Source organism: Metabacillus litoralis (assembly GCF_020524045.1).
Taxonomy (GTDB): Bacteria; Bacillota; Bacilli; order Bacillales; family Bacillaceae; genus Metabacillus; species Metabacillus litoralis_C.
The window spans coordinates 33,699-59,869 of record NZ_JAIVKL010000007.1 but is presented as its reverse complement, the minus strand read 5'-3'; the positions used below and the strand labels follow the sequence as shown (position 1 = coordinate 59,869).

Below are 26,171 nucleotides of genomic sequence, written 5' to 3'. Positions count from 1 at the left end.
AGATAAGGAAAAATGGCTACATTCAGAAAGTTACCCAGTGGAAAATGGCAGGCGCGTGTATCTAAGGATGGTAAGGAAAGAAGTATCGGAACATTCCGTACGAAAAAGGAAGCTGAAATTGAAGCGGCAAAAGTTGAAGAGCGAATCTATTACGGTCAAACTTTAAATGACAGAAATATGTTGTTTGAAGATGCTGTGAAAGATTGGCTTGAGCATAAAAAAGCAAGTGTTAAGGAATCAACATTTGTACAACTTGAAGTGATTATTAGAAATCACATCATGCCCACTTTCGGAGATAAAAAAATTATGACGATCAAAAGAACTGAAATAAAAAGATGGATTACAACATTCGGAGAAATAGATAAAGACGGGAATGAGAAATATTCATTTGGTTCGAGATTGAAATATCTTTCAGTTATGAAAAGTATTTTGCATCATGCTGTACATGAACTTGAAGTGCTTGAAAAAAACCCTGCCGATAAATTAAAAGTTCCTGTTCAAGATGCTGTTGCTATAAAAAAGGAAAAGGTGAAATATTTTAGCCTTCAGGAATTAAATCAATTATTGGATTTCATGAAAATCTATAAGCATCAGCGCTTTCCTGATTATCAACTATATTACATGCTTATGTTTTTCTTAAGCAAAACGGGATTAAGAATAAGTGAAGCATTAGCCTTAAGATGGTCGGATATTGATGGTGATAAAATAACAATAGATAAACAAACAAGTCGTGACGATAATAACAAAGTGAAATTGACAACATTAAAAAACTCTTCATCATATCGCACAATAAAAATTGAAGATGAAGTATTACGTGAATTGAAGAAGTTTAAGATGAAGCAAAATGAATTGATTTTAGGAAATCCGAGGTTTTATAAAAATAATGAGGGCATAATCTTTCAAAATTATAACGGGAATTATTTAACACCTTCAATTATCCGTGAAACAATGCAAGATTATTGTAAAAAAGCAGTTGTTGATTATAAAGGCACCCACGGTTTTAGACATACACATGCTGTTCTGATGCTTGAATCAGGTGTAAGTTTAAAATATGTTTCAAATCGACTTGGGCATAAAAGCATTAAAACAACAGCAGATACTTATCTTGATATCACCGAAAAAATAGAAGAAGACGAACTTAAAAAGTTCGCCTCCTACACTAAAAGATAAAATCAAATCGGCATGAAATCGGCACGATGATAATTTCACACTTTATAAAAACCTCTCAAACCCTTGATATAAAAAGGTTATTTCTTTTTTATCCAATAGAACCTTCCATTTCGAACTTGATTAGACGGTTCATCTCAACAGCATATTCCATTGGAAGCTCTTTTGTAAATGGCTCGATAAAGCCCATTACGATCATTTCAGTTGCTTCTTCTTCTGAGATACCACGGCTCATTAGATAGAATAATTGTTCTTCTGAAACTTTAGAAACCTTCGCTTCATGCTCAAGAGAGATATTATCGTTTAAAATCTCATTATAAGGAATTGTATCTGATGTCGATTGGTTATCCATAATGAGTGTATCACATTCAATATTTGATCTTGCACCTTCTGCCTTACGACCAAAATGAACAATTCCACGATAAGTTACTTTACCACCATGTTTAGAGATCGATTTAGATACAATAGTCGATGACGTATTTGGTGCTAAGTGAATCATTTTTGCACCTGCATCTTGGTGCTGACCTTTACCTGCAATTGCAATAGATAATGTCATACCACGTGCACCCTCACCCTTAAGGATAACAGCAGGGTATTTCATTGTTAGTTTAGATCCGATGTTTCCATCAATCCATTCCATTGTTGCATTAGCTTCACAAACAGCACGTTTTGTTACTAAATTAAACACGTTGTTTGCCCAGTTTTGGATTGTTGTATAACGGCAATAACCGCCATCCTTAACGATGATTTCAACAACCGCACTGTGTAAAGAGTTTGTTGTATAAACTGGTGCTGTACATCCTTCAACATAATGTACATGTGCGCCTTCATCAACAATAATAAGTGTACGCTCAAACTGCCCCATGTTTTCAGAGTTAATACGGAAATAAGCTTGTAAAGGCGTATCAACCTTAATACCTTTAGGTACATAGATGAATGAACCACCTGACCATACTGCTGAATTAAGCGCAGAGAACTTGTTATCAGTAGGTGGGATAACTTTACCAAAATGCTCACGGAATATATCCTCATTTTCTTTTAAAGCTGTATCCGTATCCTTGAAGACAATACCTAAATCCTCAAGATCTTCTTTCATATTGTGGTAAACAACCTCTGATTCGTATTGAGCTGATACACCTGCCAAGTATTTTTGTTCTGCTTCTGGAATACCAAGCTTATCAAATGTATTTTTGATTTCCTCTGGTACTTCATCCCATGAACGTTCAGACTTTTCTGATGGTTTAACATAATACGTAATCTCATCAAAATTTAGTTCTGCCATATCTCCGCCCCATTGAGGCATTGGCATATTATAGAAATGTTCTAAAGATTTTAATCGAAAATCTAGCATCCATTGTGGTTCCTTTTTCATGCGAGAAATTTCCTCAACGATTTCTTTCGTTAATCCTCGCTCTGAACGGAAGATGGAAACATCTTTGTCAGCAAACCCATATTTATAATCGCCGATTTCAGGTGCCTTTTTAGCCATCTACATTCACTCCTATTCATTTAGATTTAAGGAATTCTCCTTATTCATTACTATTATTTACGCCCTTTTCCATTGCTTTCCAAGCTAATGTGGCACATTTAATTCGAGCTGGAAACTTTGTCACACCTTGTAGTGCTTCAATATCACCTAAATCAATATCCTCATCATACTCTTGACCAAGCATCATATTAGAGAAAATATCTGAAAGCTTTAAAGCTTCTTCAAGTGACTTCCCTTTTATGGCTTGAGTCATCATTGAAGCAGATGACATCGATATTGAGCAACCTTCCCCTTCAAACTTCGCATCCTTTACCACATCATCTTCAATATCAAGTGTAAGGCGAATTCGATCACCACAGGTTGGATTGTTCATATCAATTGTAAGACTATCATCAAGAATCCCCTTATTTCTAGGGTTCTTGTAATGATCCATTATGACTTGACGATACAATGTGTCAAGATTAACATGATTAGACATTACTGAAGTACTCCTTTGTTTTAATGATACCAGCTACAAGTTTATCAATTTCTTCCTCTGTATTATAGAGGTAAAAACTAGCTCTAGCTGTAGCAGACACCTTTAGCCATTTCATTAAAGGCTGTGCACAGTGATGACCTGCGCGAACAGCAATTCCATCTGCATCTAAAACTGTTGCAACATCATGAGGGTGTACATCCTCAATGTTAAAGGTTACTAAACCTGCACGATGATCCTTTGGCCCATATATGGTTAAGCCCTCTACTTGACTCATTTTATCCATCGCATATTGTGCTAGCTTTTGCTCATGGGCTTCTATATTCTCTAGTCCTACTTGTTCAAGAAAATCAATTGCTGCACCAAGTCCGATGGCTCCAGCAATAATTGGTGTTCCCGCTTCAAATTTCCAAGGAAGCTCTTTCCATGTTGATTCTTGCAAACCTACAAAATCAATCATTTCTCCACCAAATTCTACTGGTTCCATTTTTTCAAGAAGTTGCTTCTTACCGTATAAAGCACCTATTCCTGTAGGACCACCCATTTTATGACCGGAAAACGCAAAGAAATCACAATCTAAATCTTTTACATCAATTTTCATATGTGGTGTACTTTGAGCTCCATCAACCACCATAATCGCTCCATGATTATGGGCAATTTTTGCAATTTCTTTTATTGGATTGATTGTACCAAGAACATTTGAAACCTGCATTACTGACACAATTTTCGTGTTGGATGTAACTGTTTCTTCAACATCTTTTAAATCTATTGTTCCGTCTTCTTGTAGAGGAATATATTTTAATGTAGCCCCAGTTATTTTTGCAACTTGTTGCCAAGGAATAACATTTGCATGATGTTCCATATAGGTGATCACTATTTCATCACCTTGTTTCACGTTTGTTAATCCATAACTTTGGGCAACTATATTTAATGCAGTTGTTGCTCCTCGGGTAAAGATAATCTCTTGGATAGACTTTGCTCCAATAAATTTCCTTACTTTTTCACGAGCACCTTCATAACCGTCTGTAGCTTTTGTACCTAATGTATGCACACCTCTATGAACATTAGAATTATATTCACGATAATAAGTAGATAATGCATCAATAACAGCTATTGGTTTTTGAGAGGTAGCTGCACTATCTAAGTAGACAAGGTCTCTACCGTTAACTTGCTGATCAAGAATTGGAAAGTGTTTGCGAATATCAATGATATCCATTATTGGACTTTCCTTTCAATAACCTCTACTAATTGCTTTTTCACACCTTCAATTGGTAGAACATTTACTACAGGAGCTAAGAAACCGTGAATAACAAGACGCTCTGCTTCTACTCGAGTAATTCCACGACTCATTAAATAATAAAGTTGTAGTGGATCAACACGACCAACAGATGCAGCATGTCCTGCTGTTACATCATCTTCATCAATTAATAGTATTGGATTTGCATCTCCGCGAGCTTTCTCGCTTAACATTAACACACGTGATTCTTGAACTGCATTGGATTTAGAAGCACCATGCTCTATTTTTCCAATACCGTTAAAGATAGATGAAGCACTATCTTTCATAACACCGTGCTTTAAAATATAGCCCTCTGAGTTCTTACCAAAATGAACAACCTTAGTTGTGAAATTTTGTTTTTGCTCTCCACGACCAACAACAACAGATTTAGTATCACCGTACGAACCATCACCCATAAGATTCGTCACATTTTCAGAAATCGTGTCGCCATCATTCATTAAACCTAGTGCCCATTCAATTCTAGCATCACGACCAGCAACACCACGACGGTTTACATAAGTTGTGATTCCTTTATCTAATGTGTCAACTGCTCCGTATGTTACACGAGCATTTGTATTAGCAAAAACCTCAGAGATAATGTTGAACACACCTTCAACATTAGTAACAGTAGAAATATAGTTTTCAACATATGTTAATGAACTATTATCTTCTGCAACGACAATGACATGGTTGAATAATGTTGTATTAGGATTATCATGTACAAACACTGTTTGAATTGGCTCTGCTACCTCAACGTTCTTAGGAACATATACGAACACACCACCATTCAATAGTGCTGCATGTAAAGCTGTTAAGCGATGTTCATCAACTTTAACACCATCGGTCATAAAGTATTTCTTTACTAATTCAGAATGCTCAGTAGCAGCTGTATGAATATCAGATAAGATAACACCTTTATCTTTAAGATCTTTAGAAAGTGCTGTATATGCTGGCGTATTATTCACTTGCACATACAAATTTTTGTCTTTGGAATCAACATCAATTAATGCTTTAACATCATCATGTAATTCATCTAGAGAGTTTAGTTTTTCACTAGTAACCACATGCTCGTTAAATTGAGTGAAATTCCATTTATCAATTTTTGTTTTATCTGGTTTTGGCATTGGAAGATCCTCGAGTTTAGCCAGAGCTTGTAAGCGAAGATCTGTAAGCCAATCCGGTTCACCAAGCTGTTTTGAATAGCTTGTGACATAATCCTGATTGAAAGTTTTCGTTTCCATACGTCTTACCTCCCCTTACGCTTAAGCTTCTTGCCCAACAGTTTCGTCATCTATACCTAATTCTTGTTTAATCCAATCATAACCTTCTGCTTCTAAACGTTGTGCTAATTCAGGACCACCTGATTTTACTACACGACCTTGCATCATAACGTGTACTTTATCAGGAGTAATGTAATTTAGTAAACGTTGATAGTGAGTGATCATTAAGCAACCAAATTCATCGTTTCTCATTTTATTGATCCCTTTTGCAACTACTTTTAACGCATCAATATCAAGACCTGAATCAATTTCATCTAAAATAGCGATTTTTGGTTCAATCATCATTAATTGAAGAATTTCATTACGCTTTTTCTCTCCACCTGAAAATCCTTCATTTAAATAACGTTGTGCCATATCTGGATCCATTTCTAGCTCTTCCATATTCGCATCCATTTTACGAATAAATTTCATTAATGAAATCTCTTCGCCTTCTTCGCGACGTGCATTAATTGAAGAACGTAAGAAATCAGCATTTGTTACACCACTAATTTCACTTGGGTATTGCATTGCTAAGAAAAGACCTGCGCGTCCACGCTCGTCTACTTCCATTTCTAGTACATCTTCACCATCAAGTGTGATACTACCCTTTGTTACTTCATACTTAGGGTGACCCATGATTGCTGATGATAAAGTTGATTTACCTGTTCCGTTTGGCCCCATAATTGCATGGAACTCTCCGCCGTTTATTTCAAGATTTACACCTTTTAAAATTTCTTTGCCATCAATTTCAACGTGTAAATCCTTAATGATTAATGTAGAACCTGCCATGACGATACCTCCATAATATATAAAGTTTACTAATTCTCATTTTATTCTCATTCTAATATTATAACAAATGAAAAGTGAACACAACCTTTATGGAATGATGTCGATTAATGTCTAGTTACAAAAAATCTCATGTACGACCCTTAACTCCAAGGCATACCTCAACAAGCACTCTTTTATATTATGTTCTTTCTATATAAAAAGTTTTTCACATATGTAAATAGAGAAATTAGCTTTTTCTACTATATAACATATTCCTTAACGATTCTACTTTTCTAACCTAGTTTATTTTTTGCATACAATAGAAAAACATGCTAACTAATTATTTAGTAACAATTTACATAAATTCTTAATTAGAAAATGCTATATGAGAAAAAACCAGCCAACTTAATGACTGGTTTTTTAAAATATATATTCTTTATCTTTGCATTTTTCTTTCAATATCAGCATAAATCAACTGACTTTTACGATAATCTTCTTCACGGCTTCTCTCAATAGCCATTCTTTTATCGGGTTTTCTTGCATATTCAGCATATCCTACACCATGGGACTGATGCATTGCCTTTTCCATTTCAGATGTGTAATTAAGATCCAGAATATCTTGATTCGTTAAAATAGTGAACCAATCCTTTCAACTTATTATTTGTACGATAATAAGCTTATCAAGAATATTCTAACAACTCAAAGTGCGTTAGATTAAGTGACAAACGATACAAGGCTATATTCTATCAGTTTAACACACTCAAATAAAAGATATGCAAAATTCCTCGAAATTCCTCACGTTTTCTCTTAATTATTATTTTTTTATTGTTTTAATTGATTTAGTTCTACAATACATTCTTGTACAAGTGTTACAGCCTGACTCATTGCTGCACCACCACCAAATGCTGCAGTTACACCAATTGTTTCTAGAATTTCTTCTTCGTTCGCTCCATTGTCCAAGCAGCCTTTTGTATGATAAATCATACAATATTCGTCTTGAGCATTAATCGCAATTCCAAGAGCAATCAAGTGTTTTTCCTTTTTTGACAATGTTCCTTCCATAAAACAAGCTTCTGTAAAAGCATTATAATGGCTAGCAATCTCCGGCATTTTTTGCGTAAATAAACCTAATCCACTTTTATATTCGTGTAAAGCAGCTTCTGTTGAATTTCTTGGTTCAAAGTGTTCCATACTTCAACAACTCCATTCTACCTTTTTTCAAAGTTATTATGCTTTATAAATGGATTTTTATACTCACCCTGTGCTTGACTTTTTTAACCCCCAAAAAAGAAAAAGCTAACCAAAAAGGTTAGCTTTAATCGATTATTCCCCTTGTGCAGAAAGAACAGATCCTTCATATTTTGTTTTAATAAATTCTTGGATTTCTTTTGATTGCAATACTTCCACTAAAGCTTTAATTTCTTCACGACTTTCATCACCTTCACGAACAACAACTAAATTCACATAAGGGTTGTTATCAGGAGATTCAAGTGCAATTGAATCCTCTGCAGGATTTAAGCCTTCTTGTAGAGCATAGTTACCATTGATTAAAAATGCATCTGCTTCATCATTTTCATAAGCTTTTGTTAATAATGGAGCTTCAATATCAGCTTGGAATTCAATATTTTTAGGATTTTCAGCTATATCTTCTAGTGTTGCTTCTGTTTTTTCAACGCCTTCTTTAAGCTTGATTAATCCTTTTTCTTCTAACATTGATAACATACGTCCATGATCAGCAACAGAGTTACTCATAATAATTTTTGCACCTTCTGGTAAATCTTCTAATGATTTATGTCGTTTAGAATACACTCCAATTGGTTCAATATGAACTCCACCTGCATTAACAAACTTATAATCGTTATCAGCAATTTGAGACTCTAAGTAAGGCTCATGTTGGAAGTAGTTAGCATCTAACTCATCCTCTGCTAACGTTTTATTAGGTAAAATATAATCTGTAAACTCAACAATATCTAATTCAATGCCTTTTTCCTCTAGTAGTGGCTTAGCTTCTTCTAAAATTTCAACATGTGGTACAGGTGAAGCTCCAACTTTTAACGTTTTTGTACCTGATTCAGCACCTTCTGTACCTTCTCCTTGTTCAGCTCCTCCACATGCTACTAGTGCAGTTGTGAAAACAGCTAATAAAATAGCCAATAAAGTTTTCTTCATCATTTTGTTTCCTCCCTATCGTTTATCTAAAGTTTTAGTTATCTTATCTCCAATAAATTGGATGATAAATACAAAAATAAGAATAATGATTGTTGCAACAAAAGTAACTTGGTTATTACCTCTATTAAAACCTTCCATAAAGGCTAGGTTTCCTAATCCACCAGCACCAATTGCTCCTGCCATAGCTGTATAACCAACTAACGCAATCGCAGTAACAGTGATTCCCGACACTAATCCAGGCATCGATTCTGGTAAAAGTACTTTCCAAATAATTGTTGTTGTTTTCGCTCCCATAGATTTTGCTGCCTCAATTACACCTTTATCTATTTCTCTCAGTGCAATTTCAACCATACGTCCATAAAATGGAGCTGCACCAATAATTAACGCCGGTAAAGCTGCATTTGCCCCTAGCATGGTACCAACTAATATTTTTGTGAATGGCAATAGTAGGATAATTAAGATAATAAATGGAATAGATCTAAAAACATTCACAATAGCTGCAACTAATCCATTTACAAACTTGTTTTCCCATATGTTTCCCTTAGCCGTTAAAAATAATAATAATCCTAAAATGATACCAATAAGAAAAGTTGCCACGACTGAAATGGTTGTCATATAAATTGTTTCATATGTTGACTCCCACACTTTTTCCCATTTAACTTCTGGTAGGAGCTGTTCAAGCATTTGCAATCACCTCCACTTCTACATTTTGTTCATAAATAAATGCTAATGCCTTATTAATCTCTGCTTCATTTCCATCTAAATGAATAAATAAATTTCCATAAGAACCACTTTGTGTTTGGGATATTTTCCCCTGTAGAATATTCACTTCAATGGAGTAATTTCTAATTAAATTTGTAATGATTGGCTGCTCTGCTGATTCACCAACAAAAGTTAACTGAATTACTTTTCCTTTCGGATATAACTCGAGTAAATGAGCGACAACTTCATTTGTTTCATCAGGTTCTGTTACTTGTTTTACAAATCTTTTGGTAATTGGCTTCTGAGGATTTCTAAACACGTCGAGAACATTTCCTTGTTCAACAACCTCACCATTTTCCATAACTGCTACACGATGGCAGATTTTACGGATAACGTGCATCTCATGTGTAATTAGTACAATTGTTAATCCCAATCGTTCATTAATATCTACAAGTAAATCCAGAATCGAATCCGTTGTCTGTGGATCAAGTGCAGACGTTGCTTCATCACATAATAAAACTTTTGGATTATTAGCTAATGCTCTAGCAATTCCGACACGTTGCTTTTGACCACCACTTAGTTGGGCAGGGTAGGCCTCTTCTCGTCCTTCAAGACCAACTAACTTAATTAATTCATCTACACGTTTCTTTCGAGCAGAAGCTTTCACACCTGCAATTTCTAATGGAAAAGCAATATTTTCCCTAACAGTTCTTGACCATAGTAGATTAAAATGTTGAAAGATCATGCTAATTTCTTGGCGCGCTTTTCTTAACTTAGCACCTTTTATTGAATCTATGTGGCTTCCTGCTACATGAACTGATCCACTTGTAGGCTTTTCCAAACCGTTTAATAATCTAATTAAAGAACTTTTTCCAGCACCACTATAGCCAATGATTCCAAAAATCTCGCCTTTATTAATTTCTAAATTCACGTTATTAACTGCTGTAACTTGACCAGACTTTGTTTCATAGACTTTATTTAGCTTTTTCAATGAAATCATCATGTCACCTTCTTTCTAAGTTTCACAAAATTTTTAAGCAGTCTATTATCTATTTTGCGTGTGTTTATAAACAACTGTATCTATTTACTCACTCTCAAAAAACAAAAAAACCTTTCTGCAAGTGAGCAGAAAGGCAAAATAAAAGACCTTTCTCTCATCTTACAAAGCAATGCTTTGTGTGAATTGGCACCATTTCAACAATAGTTGATGGTTGCCGGGTTTCATAGGGCACTTCCCTCCACCTCTCTTGATAAGAGATCATACATATATAATTAATATTGAAATAAAATGTAAGTGTTATTTAAATACGAGTGTGATTGTATCACGCTATTTTCAATACTGTCAATCAATATAATCACATCTCAAATTAACTAATTATTCTCACTAATTAATTTACTAATATAGCTTAATGATAAAGCTGATTCTCAAGAGGTTAAAAGCAACCCAATTTTTTCGGGTTTTAAGAAGGAATATATCCATATTACAATAGAAGATATAAGACCAAACAGCGATTAGGAATTCTAATATTTATAAACGGAAAAAAGCAGACCAAATCCTTTTAAGAATTGGTCTGCTTTTTTGATAAATTATTTCTTATGTTTCTACAGTAGTATTATGAATGTACCTGTTCTAACCCCTTTACACCTGTTGCTTTAAAAATAGCTTGATCTAAGTCTTCAATTAAATCCTGAATATGTTCAATTCCAACTGACAATCGAATTAAGTCTTCAGTAACGCCTGATTTTTTCAGATCTTCTTCACTTAATTGCTGATGTGTTGTACTCGCAGGATGGATAATTAAACTTTTTGCATCACCAACATTTGCTACGTGTGACCATAGTTCAATATTGTTAATTACGGAAGCACCTGATTCTCTTCCACCTTTAATACCAAATACGATGACTGAACCTGCGCCTTTAGGAAGATATTTTGTAGCTAAATCCTTAGCAGGATGGTTTTCATTTTCTGGGTATAGCACCCATTCAACGGCCGGGTGTTGCTCTAAATATTCCACCATTTTTCTCGCGTTTGAAACATGTTCCTTCATTCTCACATGCAGTGTTTCTAGGCCAAGAGTAAATTGAAACGAATTATATGGACTAATAGCAGGTCCTAAATCTCTTAATAATTGAACTCTTGCTTTAACAATATATGCTTGTTCACCTAAAGCATCAGCATACACTAAATCATGATAACTTGGATCTGGAGTTGTAAACCCAGGAAACTTCGGACTATTCCAGTCGAATTTTCCTCCGTCTACAATTATTCCACCAAGAGTTGTCCCATTTCCTAGTAACCATTTAGTAGCAGAATGCACGACGATGTCAGCGCCATGTTCAATTGGTCTGCAAAGATATGGTGTTGCAAACGTATTATCAACAATTAAAGGTATACCTGCTTCATGTGCAATAGCAGCAACTGCCTCAATATCTAAAACATCTAAACTAGGATTTCCGATTGTTTCGGCAAAAATGGCTTTAGTATTTGGAGTGATCGCAGACCTAAAATTTTCAGGGTTTTTTGGATCTACAAAATTCGTGCGTATTCCATACTTAGGTAAAGTGTTAGCAAATAAATTATATGTTCCTCCATATAATGTTGATGCAGAAACAATTTCATCTCCTGCACCTGCGATATTTAATATCGAAAGTGTAATCGCTGCCATTCCACTTGCTACTGCTAAGCTTCCAACTCCACCCTCAAGTTGAGCAATTCGTTCCTCAAAAACAGTTGATGTTGGATTATGAATTCTTGTGTATATGTATCCAGGCTCTTTTAATCCAAATAAATTCGCTGCGTGTTCTGTATTGTCAAACAAATAAGCGTTAGATTGATAAATAGGTACAGATCTTGCTCCTGTCATGGAATCTTTCTTTAACCCACCATGAATTGTAACGGTTTCAGGGCGATACTGCTTTTCTGACATATGAATTCCTCCCATATAGATAGTAAAGAAAATGATATCTGTCTGTTATGTTGTAGAGATTAAAAGTATGTAAGATTCTGTCTATTCAGACTACTTTAATATTATATGATTTCCTTCTTTATGTCCAAACTAAGTTTTACTTTTTATGCTATTTATAGGCGTTAATGTTTGTTTGAAATTCTTGATCTATATTCTTGAGAATGTAGCAATGTCAAATTCCTTTTAATAGATACCCATTTATTAAAGTTCTTTATTTTAGGCTATTTTAACCTTTATTGATGATTACCAAAGTCCGAGAAAAAGATCGTCATCGGACTGATGAGGGACATAAGCATGGGAAAGCTCCTGTGAAAAGTCCGTCATCGGACTGATGAAGGACTAAGTAAGGACATAAGTAAGGAGAGATCATGAGGAAATGGTCGTCATTGAGCCGATGAAGGGCATAGGAAAGAATAAGGACAATTCTTCCTAAGTCCTGAAGCATCCTCGGCGCTAGCGCCTGTGGTTTATCTATTCGACAATTATCTCTGAGCAGGGGTCTTTATATATTTAAGTCCAATCAACAAAGAGTTAATAATCAACCTTAAGCTTTAAAATAGCCTTATTATTCAGCTAAGTTTCAACATTGCATCAACCTTTAAAAAACTTCGGTAAGATCCTTTTATTTTAATTTCTCCAAATGATATCATCTGCTTTAAACTTGTTTTATTCATTAAAACGTCATCTATGTATGATTCTGATCCTTCAATATAAAAATCAACGTTTATAGGTATAGTTTTTACTACCTTCGCTCCATTACTTGTGAATTCAATATAATGAGTTAAATTGTTTTGTGTAGATTTTATTTCCATAGTAAAAGCTTGTTTCAGTAATGTTGATAACACATACTTTTTTCTATTTATATTTTCAATAAACGTATTGATATTCAAAAAGGATCCCCCCAATAATAATAAAGCTATATATTATAACTTCATTTAATATTGAAGAAACCCTTTATAAATAAGTCGACAGTTTCTGCCCATAGTATAAATATTCCCGGGGAAATATGTCAGTTTAACTCTGATATTGCTTTAACAAGTCATGTAAATATCCGACAGATTGAAAAGCATATACCTTTTCCTTGAGAATTCCTTCTTTATACACAAGCAAACATGGTACACTTTCAATCCCCAATTCCTTTGCTTCATTAGGAAAAAAATTAAGATTTACTGAATAAATGTTGAATTGAACAAGTTCTTCTACAACAGTCAACATTTTTCTAGCTACTTGGCATGTTCCACACATTGGTGTGTACAAATACATAATCATGATTCCATTTTTATTAATAATAAGTTGTTTTTCATTCCATTCAATCATTGCGGTAAATGTTATTCACCTTTCTAAAGAAATTTTGCATCAACATCGATATTAGCACTAAGCAATACAGAAGCAACATGATGATCCGGTGCTGTCGCAACCTCTCGATAAGTTCTATCAATATAGATATGTGATGCTTCTGGGAATTCTCTTTTAAATTGTTTGCGAAGTCGATCTCCTGCATCATCTGCGTCAACTAAAATATAAACATCCTTTAACAGTAATTCATCAATTAATTCATCCATTTTTGATAAACTTATTGTTCCATTAGTACAAATGATCTCAATGGGTTCATTTAGTACGTTTAATACTTTCTTTTTATCAGATTTCCCTTCAACAATTAAAACTTTTTCAACCTCAACTAACGACATGTGCATCACCTGTTTTTTAGTAAAGAATCTTTCTATACTCTATTCGATTTGTCGAGGTTGTTTCCCTTTATTTAAATGTTTTTATAAGTAAATTGATAAAAACATCTAGAAACGACCACATTTTTATTATAATGGCTTGTAAATACTATAAAAAGAACCAAATATCGTTTGGTGTTTAATCAAAATAGTGCAAAAAGAGCAGTGGAAAATAATCCCCACTGCCTAACACCAACCGTTATCGTAATCACAATCAACGTATTTTTTATCTTTCCCTGTAAGAACATCTGCAATTTGATAAAAACGACTGTTATCAAAAACATAGCCTTGCTTTAAGTCATAGTCATTTTCAGCTACCATTTGGCCAATTTTCTCTTTTTCAAGATAAAGATTTAATTGTCCTTCACCAAACTTACCTACAACTCTGTCAGTAATATCTAAGTGTTTTTTTTCTATAGACATATGGACACCCTCCTTTACCTACTAGTAGGGTGTCCATAATTACATTACATCATGCTAATTTAGTCTTCTTTTGTCATTTCAACATATTGTTCAGCAGTCATTAAGCTATCAACATCTGATGCATTTGTTGGTTCAATAACAATCATCCAAGCCTTTTCATAAGGAGATTCGTTAACAAATTCTGGACTATCATCAAGATCCTCATTGATTTCAACAACTTTACCACTAATCGGTGCATAAAGTTCAGAAACTGTTTTAACAGATTCAACACTTCCAAATGGCTCGTCCGCTTGAATTTCATCTCCAACCTCTGGCAATTCAACAAAGACGATATCACCTAATTCAGATTGTGCAAAATCTGTAATACCGATACGTACCTTTTCTCCTTCTACTTTTACCCACTCATGTTCTTCTGAATAACGAAGTTCTTTTGGTGTGTTCATACTATTACCTCCTAGTTTGAAAAGAAATTTTTAAAATTTAATGTTAATCATCAATGTATAAAGACTAGTACCAATAACTGATCTTTTTGAGATAATCACTATTGTTGTACCAGTTTATAACAAACTATGCAAGAATTATCTTATGATTTGGGAGTTACAATAAATTTTGTTGTTTAGATCATGTATGCAAATGATTGATTTCATTCAAACAACAATCTTTAGAAGAACTTATTATTTTGTCCAAGCTTCTTCAAACTGCTCTTCTTTAAAACCAACAGTAACACGATTTTCTCCAACAGTAATTGGTCGTTTAATAAGCATGCCATCTGAAGATAAAAGTTCAAGCATTTCTTCTTCAGTCATTGTAGCGAGTTTATCTTTGAGACCAAGTTGGCGATATTTTTGTCCACTTGTATTAAAAAACTTTTTTATTTCCAATCCACTTTTTTTGTAAATTGAACTTAATTCTTCCTTACTAGGTGGATTCTCAACAATATGTACTTCATTTACTTCAATATTTTGATCTTCTAACCACTTTTTAGCTTTTCGACATGTACCACATTTTGGGTACCAGTAAAATTCTAAAGACATCCCCATTTCACCACCTATTCTTTAAAATACTTTACATTTAATCTTATCATAATCAATTATATAATCCTAATTAGAAATGCTCATCTTCATACTAATATTAAGCAAACTCATCTGATAATTTCAGATTGTGGTCACACTTCTCCCTTCAGTCTCTAAAAGGGGCGCGCATTATCACCTAGGTAGGACCTTTAGAATCTGGTTGCTGAAGTGAACACACCAAAAATACGCACAAAAGTTATCATTTTTACCTTACCAAAACAAAAAGGCTGACTTTCATCAGCCTTTTCATCAATATTTCTTTTGTTTATGCTAAATAGGCATTCTTCTCAATAAGCGCTGTTGCGATTTCTCTTTTCTTTCCAATCACATTAATTGGTGTATGTCTAGTGAATTTTCTTAATGCTGACATCATCATACGTAATGAATCTCCAGATTCGATTGCAATTAATGATTCTTTTGCATGTGCTTCAATTTCATTGAATGCTTCTTGGCAATATACTTGTGTATATAGTAATTTTTGTTGATTTTTTGCTTCTCCTGATTTGTTAATAGCCTTTTCTGTACGGAGAATGGCAGATTCCATAGCATAAATATTGCTAACAATGTCAGCGATATTCACTAAAATTTCTTGTTCTTTTTGTAGTTCTTTTCCATATTTTTGTGCAGCTAAACCAGCAATTAACACTCCGATTTTCTTTGCGTTTTTCAATAAATATTTTTCTTGCTCTAGAGTTCCATCTCCTACCTCTTCAGGCATAAGCATCATTAATTCTTCTTGTAAGCTTTGTGCTTTTTGGAATAATGGTAGTTCACCTTTCATCGCTTTACGTAAATATGTTCCTGGAACTAATAAGCGGTTAATTTCATTTGTTCCTTCGAAAATACGATTAATACGTGAATCTCTGTAAACACGTTCTACTTCATATTCAGCCATAAATCCATAGCCACCATGAATTTGAACACCTTCATCTACAACATAATCTAAAGTCTCAGATCCAAACACTTTATTTAGAGAACATTCAATAGCATACTCAGCGATCGAATTTGCTACTTCTTTTCCATCTTTTATTTCTTCATCTGTTAAACGGCTCATTCGATCTTCAAATAAACCAACTGTGCGATATACAGAGCTTTCCATTGCATAAGTTTGAGCTGCCATATTTGCTAGTTTTTCTTGAATTAAAGAAAAGCTTGAGATTGGTGTTTTAAATTGTTGACGTTGATTTGCATATTGAACTGAAACATCAATGATGCGTTTAGATCCACCAATTGTGCCAACAGCTAATTTGTAACGACCAATGTTTAAGATATTAAATGCGATAACATGGCCTTTTCCAAGCTCACCTAATAGATTTTCTTTTGGAACAAGAGCATCTTCTAAAATAAGTGTTCTTGTTGAAGATCCTTTAATCCCCATTTTCTTTTCCTCAGGTCCTGTTGATACACCTGAATATTCTTTTTCAACAATAAATGCTGAGAAATGCTCACCATCTACCTTTGCATAAACAACAAATACATCAGCAAACCCTGAGTTTGTAATCCACTGCTTTTCTCCATTTAACACATAGTGTGTTCCCTCTGCATTTAATTTTGCAGTCGCTCTTGCTCCTAATGCATCAGAACCTGAGTTTGGTTCTGTTAAGGCGTAAGCTGCAAGCAATTCACCAGAAGCTAAACCAGGAAGATATTTTTGTTTTTGCTCTTCATTACCAAATAACACGATAGGAAGTGAACCAATACCAACATGTGCTCCAAATGATAATGAAAAACTTCCGCCACGTGAGATTTTTTCAGTAATTAATGCTGAACTAATTTTATCAAGTCCAAATCCACCATATTCTTCTGGTACATCTGCTCCTAATAAACCTAATTCCCCAGCTTGCTTTAAAAGCTTAACTGATTTATCAAATTGATGATTTTCAATATCTTCAAGATGTGGAAGTACTTCATTTACAACAAAATCCTCTGTTGTTTTTGCAATCATTTTATGCTCGTCTGTGAAATCCTCTGGTGTGAAAATTCGATCATATGAAACATCTTCTATTAAAAAGCTACCACCTTTAATAACTGAATCAGTTGTTTTTGCCATGATAATTCCCCCATTTTCATTATAAGTGTATATTCGGTATATTTTTAAAGCTTCTAAACTTTCAAACTACAATTATAGTAATTCAAATACTCCAGCAGCACCCATTCCGCCACCAATACACATTGTGACAACCCCAAATTGTTCGTTACGTCGCTTCATTTCATGAATAAGTGATAGTGTTAATTTTGCACCAGAGCAGCCAAGTGGATGTCCTAGAGCAATTGCCCCACCGTTTACATTTACTTTATCTTCATCTAAACCTAGCTCACGAATAACTTGAATGGATTGTGAAGCAAATGCTTCATTTAGCTCAAATAATCCGATATCTGATAACTGAAGCCCTGCATATTTTAGTGCTAAAGGAACGGCTGCAACAGGTCCAATTCCCATGATTTCAGGTGGTACACCAGCAACAGCGAATGAACGAAATTTCACCATCGGATGATATCCAAGTGACTGAGCTTTTTCTCGATCCATAAGCATAACCGCTGCTGCACCATCACTTGTTTGTGATGAGTTCCCTGCTGTAACAGAGCCTTTAATTGAGAACGCTGGTTTTAACTTTGCAAGAACTTCTGTTGTTGTATTTGGACGAACTCCTTCATCTTGACTAAATTGAATCATCTTTTCTTGAAGCTTATGGTCCTCACCAACTGTTCTCATAGGAACATCAACAGAAATAATTTCTTCGCTGAACTTTCCTTCTTTAATCGCATTAGCTGCTCTCTGGTGGCTTCTTACTGCAAATGCATCTTGTTCTTCACGTGATATTCCATACTTGCGAGCAACTTCTTCAGCAGTATGTCCCATACCCATGTAATATTCTGGTGCTTCTTCAGCTAATTTTGCATTCGGTCTAACAACGTGACCCATCATTGGCACAAGACTCATTGATTCTGCACCACCAGCTATGGCCGTATCAGTGTTACCTAGCATGATTTTTTCTGCTCCATAAGCTATACTTTGTAAACCAGAAGAGCAATAACGATTAATCGTAATCGCTGGAACTGTATGTGGAAGTCCTGCTAATGCACCAATATTTCTAGCCATATTCAGACCTTGTTCAGCTTCTGGCATCGCACATCCAATAATGAGATCATCAATATTCCCCTCATAATTCCCTGCTCTTTTCAACGTTTCTTTTACTACTAATGCACCGAGATCATCAGGACGAACATTTGCTAATGTACCCTTTTTCGCTCTACCTACAGGTGTTCTGGCACCTGTAACAATGACTGCTTCACGCATTCACCAAACCTCCCTTTCAATTCACTACTATTTGGCATATTCGCTAGTTTCTTGATATAGGTAAATGCAGTTGTTCTTGCAATCTGCACTTACCTTTTATGGTTTGATCTATTTTATGATTAGTTTCTTAACGGTTTTCCCTTAACAAGCATATGTTGCATGCGTTGCTGTGATTTTCCTTCTGCAACAAGACTTAAGAATGCTTGTTTTTCTAAATCTAATAAGTATTGCTCATCAACCTCTGTACCAAATGGAACTTTTCCACCTGCTATAACAAAGGCTAATTTTTTAGCAATTTTCAAATCATGCTCAGAGATATATCCTGACAAATACATTGATTGTGCACCAAGAAGTAGTGTGGCATATCCTGTTTCACCAACTACTGGAACCTTCTTCCTAACAGGTGGTTGATAGCCATTGTCGTGAAGAGATATGACACGTTGCTTCGCATCATATAGTAAATGGTCACCATTCACACTAATATGATCATGACTATTTAAGAATTGATTTTTTCTCGCTTCAGCTGCTGAAGTTGACACTTTCGCTGTAGCAATTGTTTCAAAAACTTTATTTGCTACAGATTGAAGATCAAAGTCTGCTCCTTTTGGCATATTGTTAAGCTGTTTGATGTAAAGTTCTTTGTTGCCTCCTCCGCCAGGAATAAGCCCTACACCAACTTCTACTAAGCCCATATACGTTTCGCTAGATGCTTGAATACTGCTTGCTGGCAAACAAATTTCAGCTCCTCCACCAAGAGTCATTCCAAATGGTGCTGCCACAACTGGCTTTTCGCTATACTTTATCTTCATCATTGCTTGTTGGAAATGATGAACAACCATATCAATTTCATAGATATTGTCATCTTGTGCTTCCATCAATATCATTCCAAGGTTTGCTCCTACACAGAAGTTTTTGCCTTGATTACCAATGACAAGACCTTTGTAGTTTTTCTCCACTTCATTCACTGCAAAGTTAATCATTTGGATAATATCTAATCCAATAGCATTGCTTTGGGAATGGAATTCTAATAGTGCTACATCATCACCTAAATCAATGAAACTCGCTCCACTATTTTTCTTAATCACTCCATTCACTTCTTTATGTGTTTTAAGATTGATTACTTTCGGGTTTTGAATGACTTGTCGATACTCTCCATTGTTATAAAAGAATAAGACACCATTTTCCTCACGGTAGAACGTGTCATTCCCTTTTTCTAGCATTTCTATAACCCATGCTGGTACCTCAATACCGCTTTGTTCCATAAGTTCAACGGATTTTGCCACTCCAATTGCATCCCATAATTCAAATGGACCAATTTCCCAACCAAAGCCCCACTTCATAGCCTGATCAATCGCTACGATATCATCAGCAATTTGTCCGAGCAATTCAGCAGAATAAACAAGTGTAGGAACTGTAATTCCTCTTAATAACTCTCCCGCACGATCTTCAGAATATATAAGCGCTTTCAATTTATTCTGTAAACCTTTTGATTGTTTAGCAAGTTCAATAGATCCAGCTTTAAGTTTCTTTTTCTCTTCATATTCAAAAGTTTCAGGATTTAATTCTAAAATTGTTTTACCTTCTTTTTTATAAAATCCTTGACCACTTTTACTACCTATCCAACCATTATCAAGCATTTTTTGCAGTAGTGCTGGTATTTCAAATACTTCTCTTTCTTTCCCATCCACTTGGTCATATACATTCTTAGCTACATGAGCAAAAGTATCTAAGCCTACAACATCAAGCGTTCTAAACGTTGCACTTTTAGGTCTGCCAATAAGTGGTCCAGTTATTGAGTCAACTTCACCAACACTATATCCACCTTTAAGCATTTCTTGGACAGTTACTAATAAACCGTATGTTCCAATTCGATTCGCAATAAAATTGGGTGTGTCCTTCGCTTCTACAACACCTTTACCAAGAACATCCTCACCATATTTTTTTACAAATGCTAAGACGTTTTCATCCGTGTCTTTCGTAGGAATGACTTCTAATAGCTTCAAGTATCTTGGAGGATTAAAAAAATGTGTTCCAAGAAAATGTTTCCTGAAATCTTCTGATCTACCTTCAGCCATTGCTTCAACAGAAATTCCCGATGTATTTGAACTAATGATACTTCCTACTTTTCTATGTTTATCAACCTCTGTAAACACCTTTTGTTTGATAGCTAAATTCTCAACGACAACTTCTATCACCCAATCAACGTCTGAGAGACGATGCATATCATCTTCGAAATTTCCAACTTCAATTCGTTCTATATGATTTTTATCCGTTAAAGGAGCAGGTTTTTGTTTTAATAATTTTTGAGCTGACGTAGCCGCAATTCTATTTCTTACAGCTTTATCTTCAAGTGTTAACCCTTTTTTTACTTCCTCTTCATTCAACTCACGTGGCACAATATCTAAAAGTAATACCGGAATACCGATGTTTGCTAAATGTGCTGCAATTCCAGAACCCATAACCCCGGAACCTAGTACAGCAGCTCTCTTAATCCGCTGGATCATACTTCTTCCCCCTTAATTTGAATGAATACTCATTCATTTTTCTCCCAAAAAAAATGAACACTGCGAATGAGTTCCTCTATTACTAATATAAAATATTTTGAAGATTTTCTCAATAACTTTATTATATTTTTTACTAAATAATCGCAATCACCTTTGGAAAAGCTATATTTCTAGGAGGTGATTTGTCATGGCACGTCTAAAAAAATCCCCATCAAAAGCAGGTGTAAGTGCTGCAAGTGTGAAAGGAAATGCAGGCCCAACAGTTGAAAAATCTGGTGGAGGCAAACGCACTAGCCAAAATCAGCAATACAAACAACATAATATGGGAAATGACAATATTTAAACTATAACATGAACACAAAGAAACTGGGACATAAGTTTTAAAGCTAAATGATAAACCCGAATTATTAGGTGATAGTTCAATTAATCATTCGCCTAATAATTTGGGTTTTTATTTTCCTTTTTCAATAGATTTTTTGATTTTATATACTTCTTTTAAGAACAAGTGGAATGGAGCGGAAGACAATCGACTCCTACGGGAATAGAGGAAAGGCTGAGACCCCGCAGGCGTAGCTGAGGAGGCTTAGCTTCCTCCCCGTGGAACGCGATTGTCTGCAGCGCAATGAAACGAACTTGTTTCTTTCAGCTTAACTGATTGGTCTTTTTGTATGACTTCTTTAATTATGTCCCAGCCTTTTTGGATAGTTAAAAAGCTGGATTCCTTCATTTCCAACATAAAGCACCTTCAATTAGTACCTGCAGAAATTGGATAAATCAGCACGGTTATTTTCGGAAAATTCCCTTAGCAACAAAAGCCACATTAGCTGGTCTTTCAGCCATTCTTCTCATAAAATAACCATACCAGTCGTCTCCATATGGAACATACACACGTACTTGATATCCTTCCTTCACAAGCTCAAGCTGCTTTTCCGTTCTAATTCCATAAAGCATTTGAAATTCATATTGTTGCTTTGGGATGTTATATTCTTTAACTAAGTTTTTTGTATAATCGATGATCTTATCATCATGTGTAGCAACAGCAGTAAAATGACCGTTCAATAGATGCATTTTAATAATATGTTTAAAATTTTCATCAACAGCTGCTTTCTCAGGAAATGCTACTTTCGGTGATTCTTTATAAGCTCCCTTAACAAGTCTTAAATTTGCCTTATATTCATTTAACTCATCGATATCATAAACAGTTCTGTATAGATAAGCTTGAACAACTGTACCTATATGATCATATTCCTTCTTAAGTTGCTTGAAGATTTTTAGTGTTTTTTCACATCTTGAATGGTCTTCCATATCTATAGTGACAAACACATTATGCTTTTGTGCTTCCTCTAGAATTCTGCTCATATTCTCAATCACAACGTTATCTGAAATATCTAGCCCCATTGATGTTAACTTTAATGATAACTGTGATTGTAGCTCACATTTACCAATTGATTGAATTGTTTTTATACAATGATCAGCCATTTTTCTTGCTTCTTCTTCATCTTCAATAAATTCACCTAAATGATCGAGTGTAACGACTAATCCTTTTTGATTTAGTTCTTTTATTACTTTTATTGCTAGCCCAATTGTATCACCCGCTACAAACCTTGAAGCTCCGAACTGCAAACCGTATTTTTTTGCTAATCTAGTCAACATTTTATTTCTGGATAAAAACATAAAAGAGTTTCGTAGTAATTTTTCCATAATAAAAACCCTCCCAAACCGTTTTTATTCCGTTGGCTACGTTTAAATATGAATGGGAATGTATAGCTAAGATGATCAAGTTATATTGATTAGTTGAATGTTATTATATTCCCTTCTTCTCTCCATTCGACAAAAAGTAACCGCATTCATTGTTTCTTTCTTCTTTATTACATCTTTATTCTTTATACCACCACTATATGTTGTAAAGCATAAGAGGGTTAAGAACAATTTGTGCATAGAACATTTCTCAGAGTGGAACGATAAATTGAAATCTAAAATTAACTATTAATCAGGAAAAATCAGAACAGAACGATGTAAGGAGGAGTTTTTATGCAACAGCAGAATACACAGCAGCAATCAATGATGCAGCAACCACCTAATGTTATTACATCAAAGGATCAACTTTACTTAACAGATATGTTATCTTGGAATTTATTAGCAATGAAAAAAGCCCATTTTTTTGCAGGTCAATGCCAAAATCAAGAGATAAAACAGCAATTAGAAAAAGTAGGACAGATGCATAACCAGCATTATCAAAAAATCTTGAACCACCTTCAATCTCAGACAACTCAACAATCTTCAATAGGATCTCAACTTCAATAGGAGAGTGACAAGGATGAATAATGATTCAACTCAACAAAAAATTAGCAATGCAGAAACACAAGTTCAACAAGGACCTAAAATGAATGATCGAGACTTTGTGAATGATATTTTATCTACTGAAAAATATATGACAGCTTCATATTCAACTGCACTAAATGAGGCAAGTCATCAAGCACTTTATCAAGATCTTTTAACGATCTTTAATGAATCACAGCAAAGCCAAAGAGACTTATATAATTTAATGTTTAAAAACGGTTGGTATTCACTAGAAGCAGCTGACACTCAAAAGCTTCAGCAAGCATATCAACAGCACTCAACTACGATCCAACAACAATCTCCATATGGAACTGTACAACAGTAAATATAGGAATTGCTACAAAAATATTTTAACTAAATAGATACCGAACAATGGTTTTAGGTGTTGTTACTTTGCTCTGAAATATATTACGCTAAGCTATTACTTTGTTCGGCTTTTTTGTTAATTACTAAGTTATTTCCAAGCCTCCCTTATAAAGTTTATAAAATCAACAAAAAAACTTGGCATGGTCACCACATAAAAACCGCTGTTGTTTTTTTATTCAACAGCGGTTTTTCGTATAAGAAATTATATAAAAAACGTTTGATTTTTTTCCAAAGTAAAAAGCGTGATCGCTTGTAAATGTCACGCTAAAATCTTATCGTATTTTATTTTGCATTCTGTATCGCAACTCTAAGGATCAGTCTAAGTTTTCCTTTTTATTTTCTTCACGATACCTTTCATTTAATTTTTTTATTTCATTGATTATTTCTTTTAATTCATTTTTGCTTTTAGGATAGGTCGCGTTCCAATGCTTCGCTAGTGGTGGCATTGATTTTGAGATATGTAAATAAAGAGCCCACATTTTCACCTTTTCCTTTAATTCATCTGTTGCTTCACCTAATAATAATTCGGTGTATTTATCAATCAGTCCTTCAAACTGTTCCACTAATTTAGTATCCAATATACTGCCCCCCTACTTGATTGTTGGTTGCTTACATTCAATAGGACACGTTTTACAGCGATCACCGTTTTTTGACGTAAAGTAAAACAAACAACAAGTTGAACGCTTACGAGTTTCCTCTTGTTTTTGATGATAATATGGCAAGATTGGATGATTACCTTTAACTCCAAACAATTCAGCAGGAGCTTTTTGCACAACAAAATCAAAATCATCTTGAATTCTTTTTAATGTCTCTTCTTCCAATTCTGCTTCTTGTAGTAGTGTTTCATACATCCAGAATATATAGATCGCTGTATTTTCCCACAATATTGTTTTAGAGATTTTCGCTTCTTTAGCAATCGAAGAAACTACATTTGCTATGTTGTATTTAAAAAGTGTTTCGACAACACTTGATCTCCAGGAATCTCGATCTTCTTCAGGAATCGTTACCTCCAAATCATCAAAATAAAAACTAGGAAGCCATATCGGATCTTCTTCATCTGTTTGCAAGGAAATGTTTGAAATTGAACTATTTATCCCTTTATTAAACACACTCATAGCATACAGAACAAGCGCAGCTAAAAAAGCATATCTTTTCATGATCATCGAGCCAATCACAGGATGTTTCGTTGTGTTCAATTTCAATTGAATTTCTTTACTTGATATGAGTTCTTGAAAACGATCAGACGTCAAAAAATCTTGCCCTGAAATCCTTAATAATTGTGGTGCCTTTTCACAACTTAAACGATATTTCTTTAACGATTCAATCTCTTGCTTAGAAAGCTTAGCCATGAGTCACTGCCTCTTTTACAATACATCTTCCTCTTCCATGTGGAATGCATAGTGGTGTACCAAATAATGGATCCACTGTTACCTCACAACTCATTTGAAACACATTTTGAACGAAACTACAACTAATCACTTCTTCAGGTCTTCCCTGTGCAAAGATCTTTTTATCTTTTAATGCAATCAAGTTATGTGCATAACGACAAGCAAGATTTAAATCATGAAGGACCATAACAATCGTTCGATTTTCACGTTCATTTAATTCAAATAAAAGATCTAAAATTTCAATTTGATGTGTCATATCTAAATAAGTTGTTGGTTCATCTAATAAAATGATATCTGTTTTTTGAGCCAATGTCATCGCAATCCATGCTCGCTGCCTTTGACCACCAGACAGGGAATCAACTGGTCGCTCAGCTAATTCTGCAATACTTGTTGCTTCTAATGCATGTTGAACAGCTTCTTCATCTTCCTTAGACCATTGCTTTAGCCAATTTTGATAAGGATATCTTCCTTGCTTTACTAATTGAAGAACGGTTAAACCTTCTGGTGCAACTGGCCCCTGTGGTAAAATCGCAAGCTGTTTTGCTACTTCTTTTGTTGGTAGCTTTGCAATGGAATGACCTTCTAATAAAATATGACCTACCTTTGGCTTTAATAGTCTTGCGATTGAGCGTAATAATGTAGATTTGCCACAGCCATTACTTCCAATAAAAACAGTAATTTCACCTTTAGGTATTTTCACATCTAACTCATTAATTATAATTGTATCTCCATATGAAAGTGTGAGCGCATTTGTTTCGATTGCTTCCATCATCATGATCGCTCC

Annotated in this window: 28 protein-coding genes and 1 riboswitch; of the genes, 4 read left to right on the top strand and 24 right to left on the bottom strand. The window is 34.6% G+C overall.

Going from position 1 to position 26,171, the window contains the following annotated elements; all coding sequences use genetic code 11:
- The first annotated feature begins 12 nt into the window (after positions 1 to 12).
- The gene (locus tag LC076_RS12340) at positions 13 to 1,170 is read left to right on the top strand and encodes a tyrosine-type recombinase/integrase (RefSeq protein ID WP_226669405.1); all 1,158 of its coding nucleotides are present in this window, start codon (positions 13 to 15) and stop codon (positions 1,168 to 1,170) included.
- An 88-nt stretch (positions 1,171 to 1,258) separates the two neighbouring features.
- Here the strand turns inward: LC076_RS12340 and sufB are convergent, their stop codons facing one another.
- The 20 genes from sufB to LC076_RS12240 form a co-directional block, all read right to left on the bottom strand.
- Positions 1,259 to 2,656, bottom strand: a complete 1,398-nt coding sequence (gene sufB, locus LC076_RS12335; RefSeq protein WP_226669404.1) for a Fe-S cluster assembly protein SufB — start codon at positions 2,654 to 2,656, stop codon at positions 1,259 to 1,261.
- A gap of 40 nt (positions 2,657 to 2,696) precedes the next feature.
- Complete coding sequence (gene sufU / locus LC076_RS12330; protein ID WP_226669403.1) at positions 2,697 to 3,134, bottom strand: Fe-S cluster assembly sulfur transfer protein SufU; 438 nt, start codon at positions 3,132 to 3,134, stop codon at positions 2,697 to 2,699.
- Positions 3,127 to 4,347: a cysteine desulfurase gene (locus tag LC076_RS12325; protein WP_226669402.1), complete on the bottom strand. Its 1,221-nt coding sequence runs from the start codon at positions 4,345 to 4,347 to the stop codon at positions 3,127 to 3,129. Before LC076_RS12325 ends, sufU begins: the two co-directional genes overlap by 8 nt.
- Entirely contained in the window at positions 4,347 to 5,648 is a 1,302-nt protein-coding gene (sufD, locus tag LC076_RS12320) for a Fe-S cluster assembly protein SufD (RefSeq protein ID WP_226669401.1), read from the bottom strand. Before sufD ends, LC076_RS12325 begins: the two co-directional genes overlap by 1 nt.
- 21 nt (positions 5,649 to 5,669) lie before the next feature.
- Complete coding sequence (sufC, locus tag LC076_RS12315; protein WP_204955534.1) at positions 5,670 to 6,455, bottom strand: Fe-S cluster assembly ATPase SufC; 786 nt, start codon at positions 6,453 to 6,455, stop codon at positions 5,670 to 5,672.
- A gap of 415 nt (positions 6,456 to 6,870) precedes the next feature.
- The gene (locus LC076_RS12310; protein ID WP_226669597.1) at positions 6,871 to 7,011 is read right to left on the bottom strand and encodes a hypothetical protein; all 141 of its coding nucleotides are present in this window, start codon (positions 7,009 to 7,011) and stop codon (positions 6,871 to 6,873) included.
- Positions 7,012 to 7,256: 245 nt separating this feature from the next.
- Positions 7,257 to 7,625 carry a carboxymuconolactone decarboxylase family protein gene (locus tag LC076_RS12305; RefSeq protein WP_146948439.1) on the bottom strand — a complete coding sequence of 123 codons (369 nt, stop codon included), beginning with the start codon at positions 7,623 to 7,625 and terminating at the stop codon, positions 7,257 to 7,259.
- Positions 7,626 to 7,757: 132 nt separating this feature from the next.
- Positions 7,758 to 8,603, bottom strand: a complete 846-nt coding sequence (locus tag LC076_RS12300; protein WP_226669584.1) for a MetQ/NlpA family ABC transporter substrate-binding protein — start codon at positions 8,601 to 8,603, stop codon at positions 7,758 to 7,760.
- A gap of 15 nt (positions 8,604 to 8,618) precedes the next feature.
- Positions 8,619 to 9,287: a methionine ABC transporter permease gene (locus LC076_RS12295; protein ID WP_226669400.1), complete on the bottom strand. Its 669-nt coding sequence runs from the start codon at positions 9,285 to 9,287 to the stop codon at positions 8,619 to 8,621.
- Positions 9,280 to 10,305 (bottom strand): methionine ABC transporter ATP-binding protein, encoded by a 1,026-nt coding sequence (locus LC076_RS12290; RefSeq protein WP_226669399.1) that lies wholly within the window; start codon positions 10,303 to 10,305, stop codon positions 9,280 to 9,282. Before LC076_RS12290 ends, LC076_RS12295 begins: the two co-directional genes overlap by 8 nt.
- Positions 10,306 to 10,456: 151 nt before the next feature.
- Positions 10,457 to 10,562: riboswitch (SAM riboswitch) on the bottom strand.
- A 356-nt stretch (positions 10,563 to 10,918) separates the two neighbouring features.
- Complete coding sequence (locus LC076_RS12285; protein ID WP_226669398.1) at positions 10,919 to 12,232, bottom strand: O-acetylhomoserine aminocarboxypropyltransferase/cysteine synthase family protein; 1,314 nt, start codon at positions 12,230 to 12,232, stop codon at positions 10,919 to 10,921.
- A gap of 608 nt (positions 12,233 to 12,840) precedes the next feature.
- Positions 12,841 to 13,161: an SCP2 sterol-binding domain-containing protein gene (locus LC076_RS12280; RefSeq protein ID WP_226669397.1), complete on the bottom strand. Its 321-nt coding sequence runs from the start codon at positions 13,159 to 13,161 to the stop codon at positions 12,841 to 12,843.
- Between the two features lie 124 nt (positions 13,162 to 13,285).
- Positions 13,286 to 13,588 (bottom strand): thioredoxin family protein, encoded by a 303-nt coding sequence (locus LC076_RS12275; RefSeq protein WP_226669396.1) that lies wholly within the window; start codon positions 13,586 to 13,588, stop codon positions 13,286 to 13,288.
- Between the two features lie 23 nt (positions 13,589 to 13,611).
- Complete coding sequence (locus tag LC076_RS12270) at positions 13,612 to 13,959, bottom strand: toprim domain-containing protein (RefSeq protein ID WP_226669395.1); 348 nt, start codon at positions 13,957 to 13,959, stop codon at positions 13,612 to 13,614.
- A gap of 222 nt (positions 13,960 to 14,181) precedes the next feature.
- Positions 14,182 to 14,418: a YusG family protein gene (locus LC076_RS12265; RefSeq protein ID WP_226669394.1), complete on the bottom strand. Its 237-nt coding sequence runs from the start codon at positions 14,416 to 14,418 to the stop codon at positions 14,182 to 14,184.
- 59 nt (positions 14,419 to 14,477) lie between these two features.
- Positions 14,478 to 14,861 carry a glycine cleavage system protein GcvH gene (gene gcvH, locus LC076_RS12260; RefSeq protein WP_226669393.1) on the bottom strand — a complete coding sequence of 128 codons (384 nt, stop codon included), beginning with the start codon at positions 14,859 to 14,861 and terminating at the stop codon, positions 14,478 to 14,480.
- Between the two features lie 231 nt (positions 14,862 to 15,092).
- The gene (locus tag LC076_RS12255) at positions 15,093 to 15,452 is read right to left on the bottom strand and encodes an arsenate reductase family protein (RefSeq protein ID WP_226669392.1); all 360 of its coding nucleotides are present in this window, start codon (positions 15,450 to 15,452) and stop codon (positions 15,093 to 15,095) included.
- Between the two features lie 304 nt (positions 15,453 to 15,756).
- On the bottom strand, positions 15,757 to 17,541 hold the full coding sequence (locus tag LC076_RS12250) for an acyl-CoA dehydrogenase family protein (RefSeq protein WP_226669391.1): 1,785 nt from the start codon (positions 17,539 to 17,541) through the stop codon (positions 15,757 to 15,759).
- Between the two features lie 72 nt (positions 17,542 to 17,613).
- Positions 17,614 to 18,789, bottom strand: a complete 1,176-nt coding sequence (locus LC076_RS12245; protein WP_226669390.1) for an acetyl-CoA C-acetyltransferase — start codon at positions 18,787 to 18,789, stop codon at positions 17,614 to 17,616.
- A gap of 119 nt (positions 18,790 to 18,908) precedes the next feature.
- On the bottom strand, positions 18,909 to 21,293 hold the full coding sequence (locus tag LC076_RS12240) for a 3-hydroxyacyl-CoA dehydrogenase/enoyl-CoA hydratase family protein (protein ID WP_226669389.1): 2,385 nt from the start codon (positions 21,291 to 21,293) through the stop codon (positions 18,909 to 18,911).
- A gap of 187 nt (positions 21,294 to 21,480) precedes the next feature.
- On the opposite strand from LC076_RS12240, the gene LC076_RS12235 reads away from it, so the two are divergent.
- Positions 21,481 to 21,636: a YuzL family protein gene (locus LC076_RS12235; protein WP_226669388.1), complete on the top strand. Its 156-nt coding sequence runs from the start codon at positions 21,481 to 21,483 to the stop codon at positions 21,634 to 21,636.
- 440 nt (positions 21,637 to 22,076) lie between these two features.
- Here LC076_RS12235 and LC076_RS12230 read toward each other — a convergent pair whose 3' ends face one another.
- A complete protein-coding gene (locus LC076_RS12230) occupies positions 22,077 to 22,994 on the bottom strand; it encodes a proline dehydrogenase family protein (RefSeq protein WP_226669387.1) in 918 nt (305 codons plus the stop codon).
- Positions 22,995 to 23,324: 330 nt separating this feature from the next.
- Here LC076_RS12230 and LC076_RS12225 point away from each other — a divergent pair, with 330 nt between their 5' ends.
- A complete protein-coding gene (locus LC076_RS12225; protein ID WP_226669386.1) occupies positions 23,325 to 23,597 on the top strand; it encodes a hypothetical protein in 273 nt (90 codons plus the stop codon).
- 13 nt (positions 23,598 to 23,610) lie between these two features.
- Entirely contained in the window at positions 23,611 to 23,958 is a 348-nt protein-coding gene (locus LC076_RS12220; protein WP_226669385.1) for a spore coat protein, read from the top strand.
- A gap of 355 nt (positions 23,959 to 24,313) precedes the next feature.
- On the opposite strand, the gene LC076_RS12215 is transcribed toward LC076_RS12220, so the two are convergent.
- From LC076_RS12215 to LC076_RS12205, 3 genes are read right to left on the bottom strand one after another with little or no spacing between them, the layout of a single operon-like run.
- Positions 24,314 to 24,577: a YusU family protein gene (locus tag LC076_RS12215; RefSeq protein ID WP_226669384.1), complete on the bottom strand. Its 264-nt coding sequence runs from the start codon at positions 24,575 to 24,577 to the stop codon at positions 24,314 to 24,316.
- A gap of 12 nt (positions 24,578 to 24,589) precedes the next feature.
- On the bottom strand, positions 24,590 to 25,348 hold the full coding sequence (locus LC076_RS12210) for an IucA/IucC family C-terminal-domain containing protein (protein WP_226669383.1): 759 nt from the start codon (positions 25,346 to 25,348) through the stop codon (positions 24,590 to 24,592).
- A complete protein-coding gene (locus tag LC076_RS12205) occupies positions 25,341 to 26,162 on the bottom strand; it encodes an ABC transporter ATP-binding protein (protein ID WP_226669382.1) in 822 nt (273 codons plus the stop codon). The genes LC076_RS12210 and LC076_RS12205 overlap by 8 nt, the downstream gene beginning before the upstream one ends.
- Positions 26,163 to 26,171 lie beyond the last annotated feature (9 nt).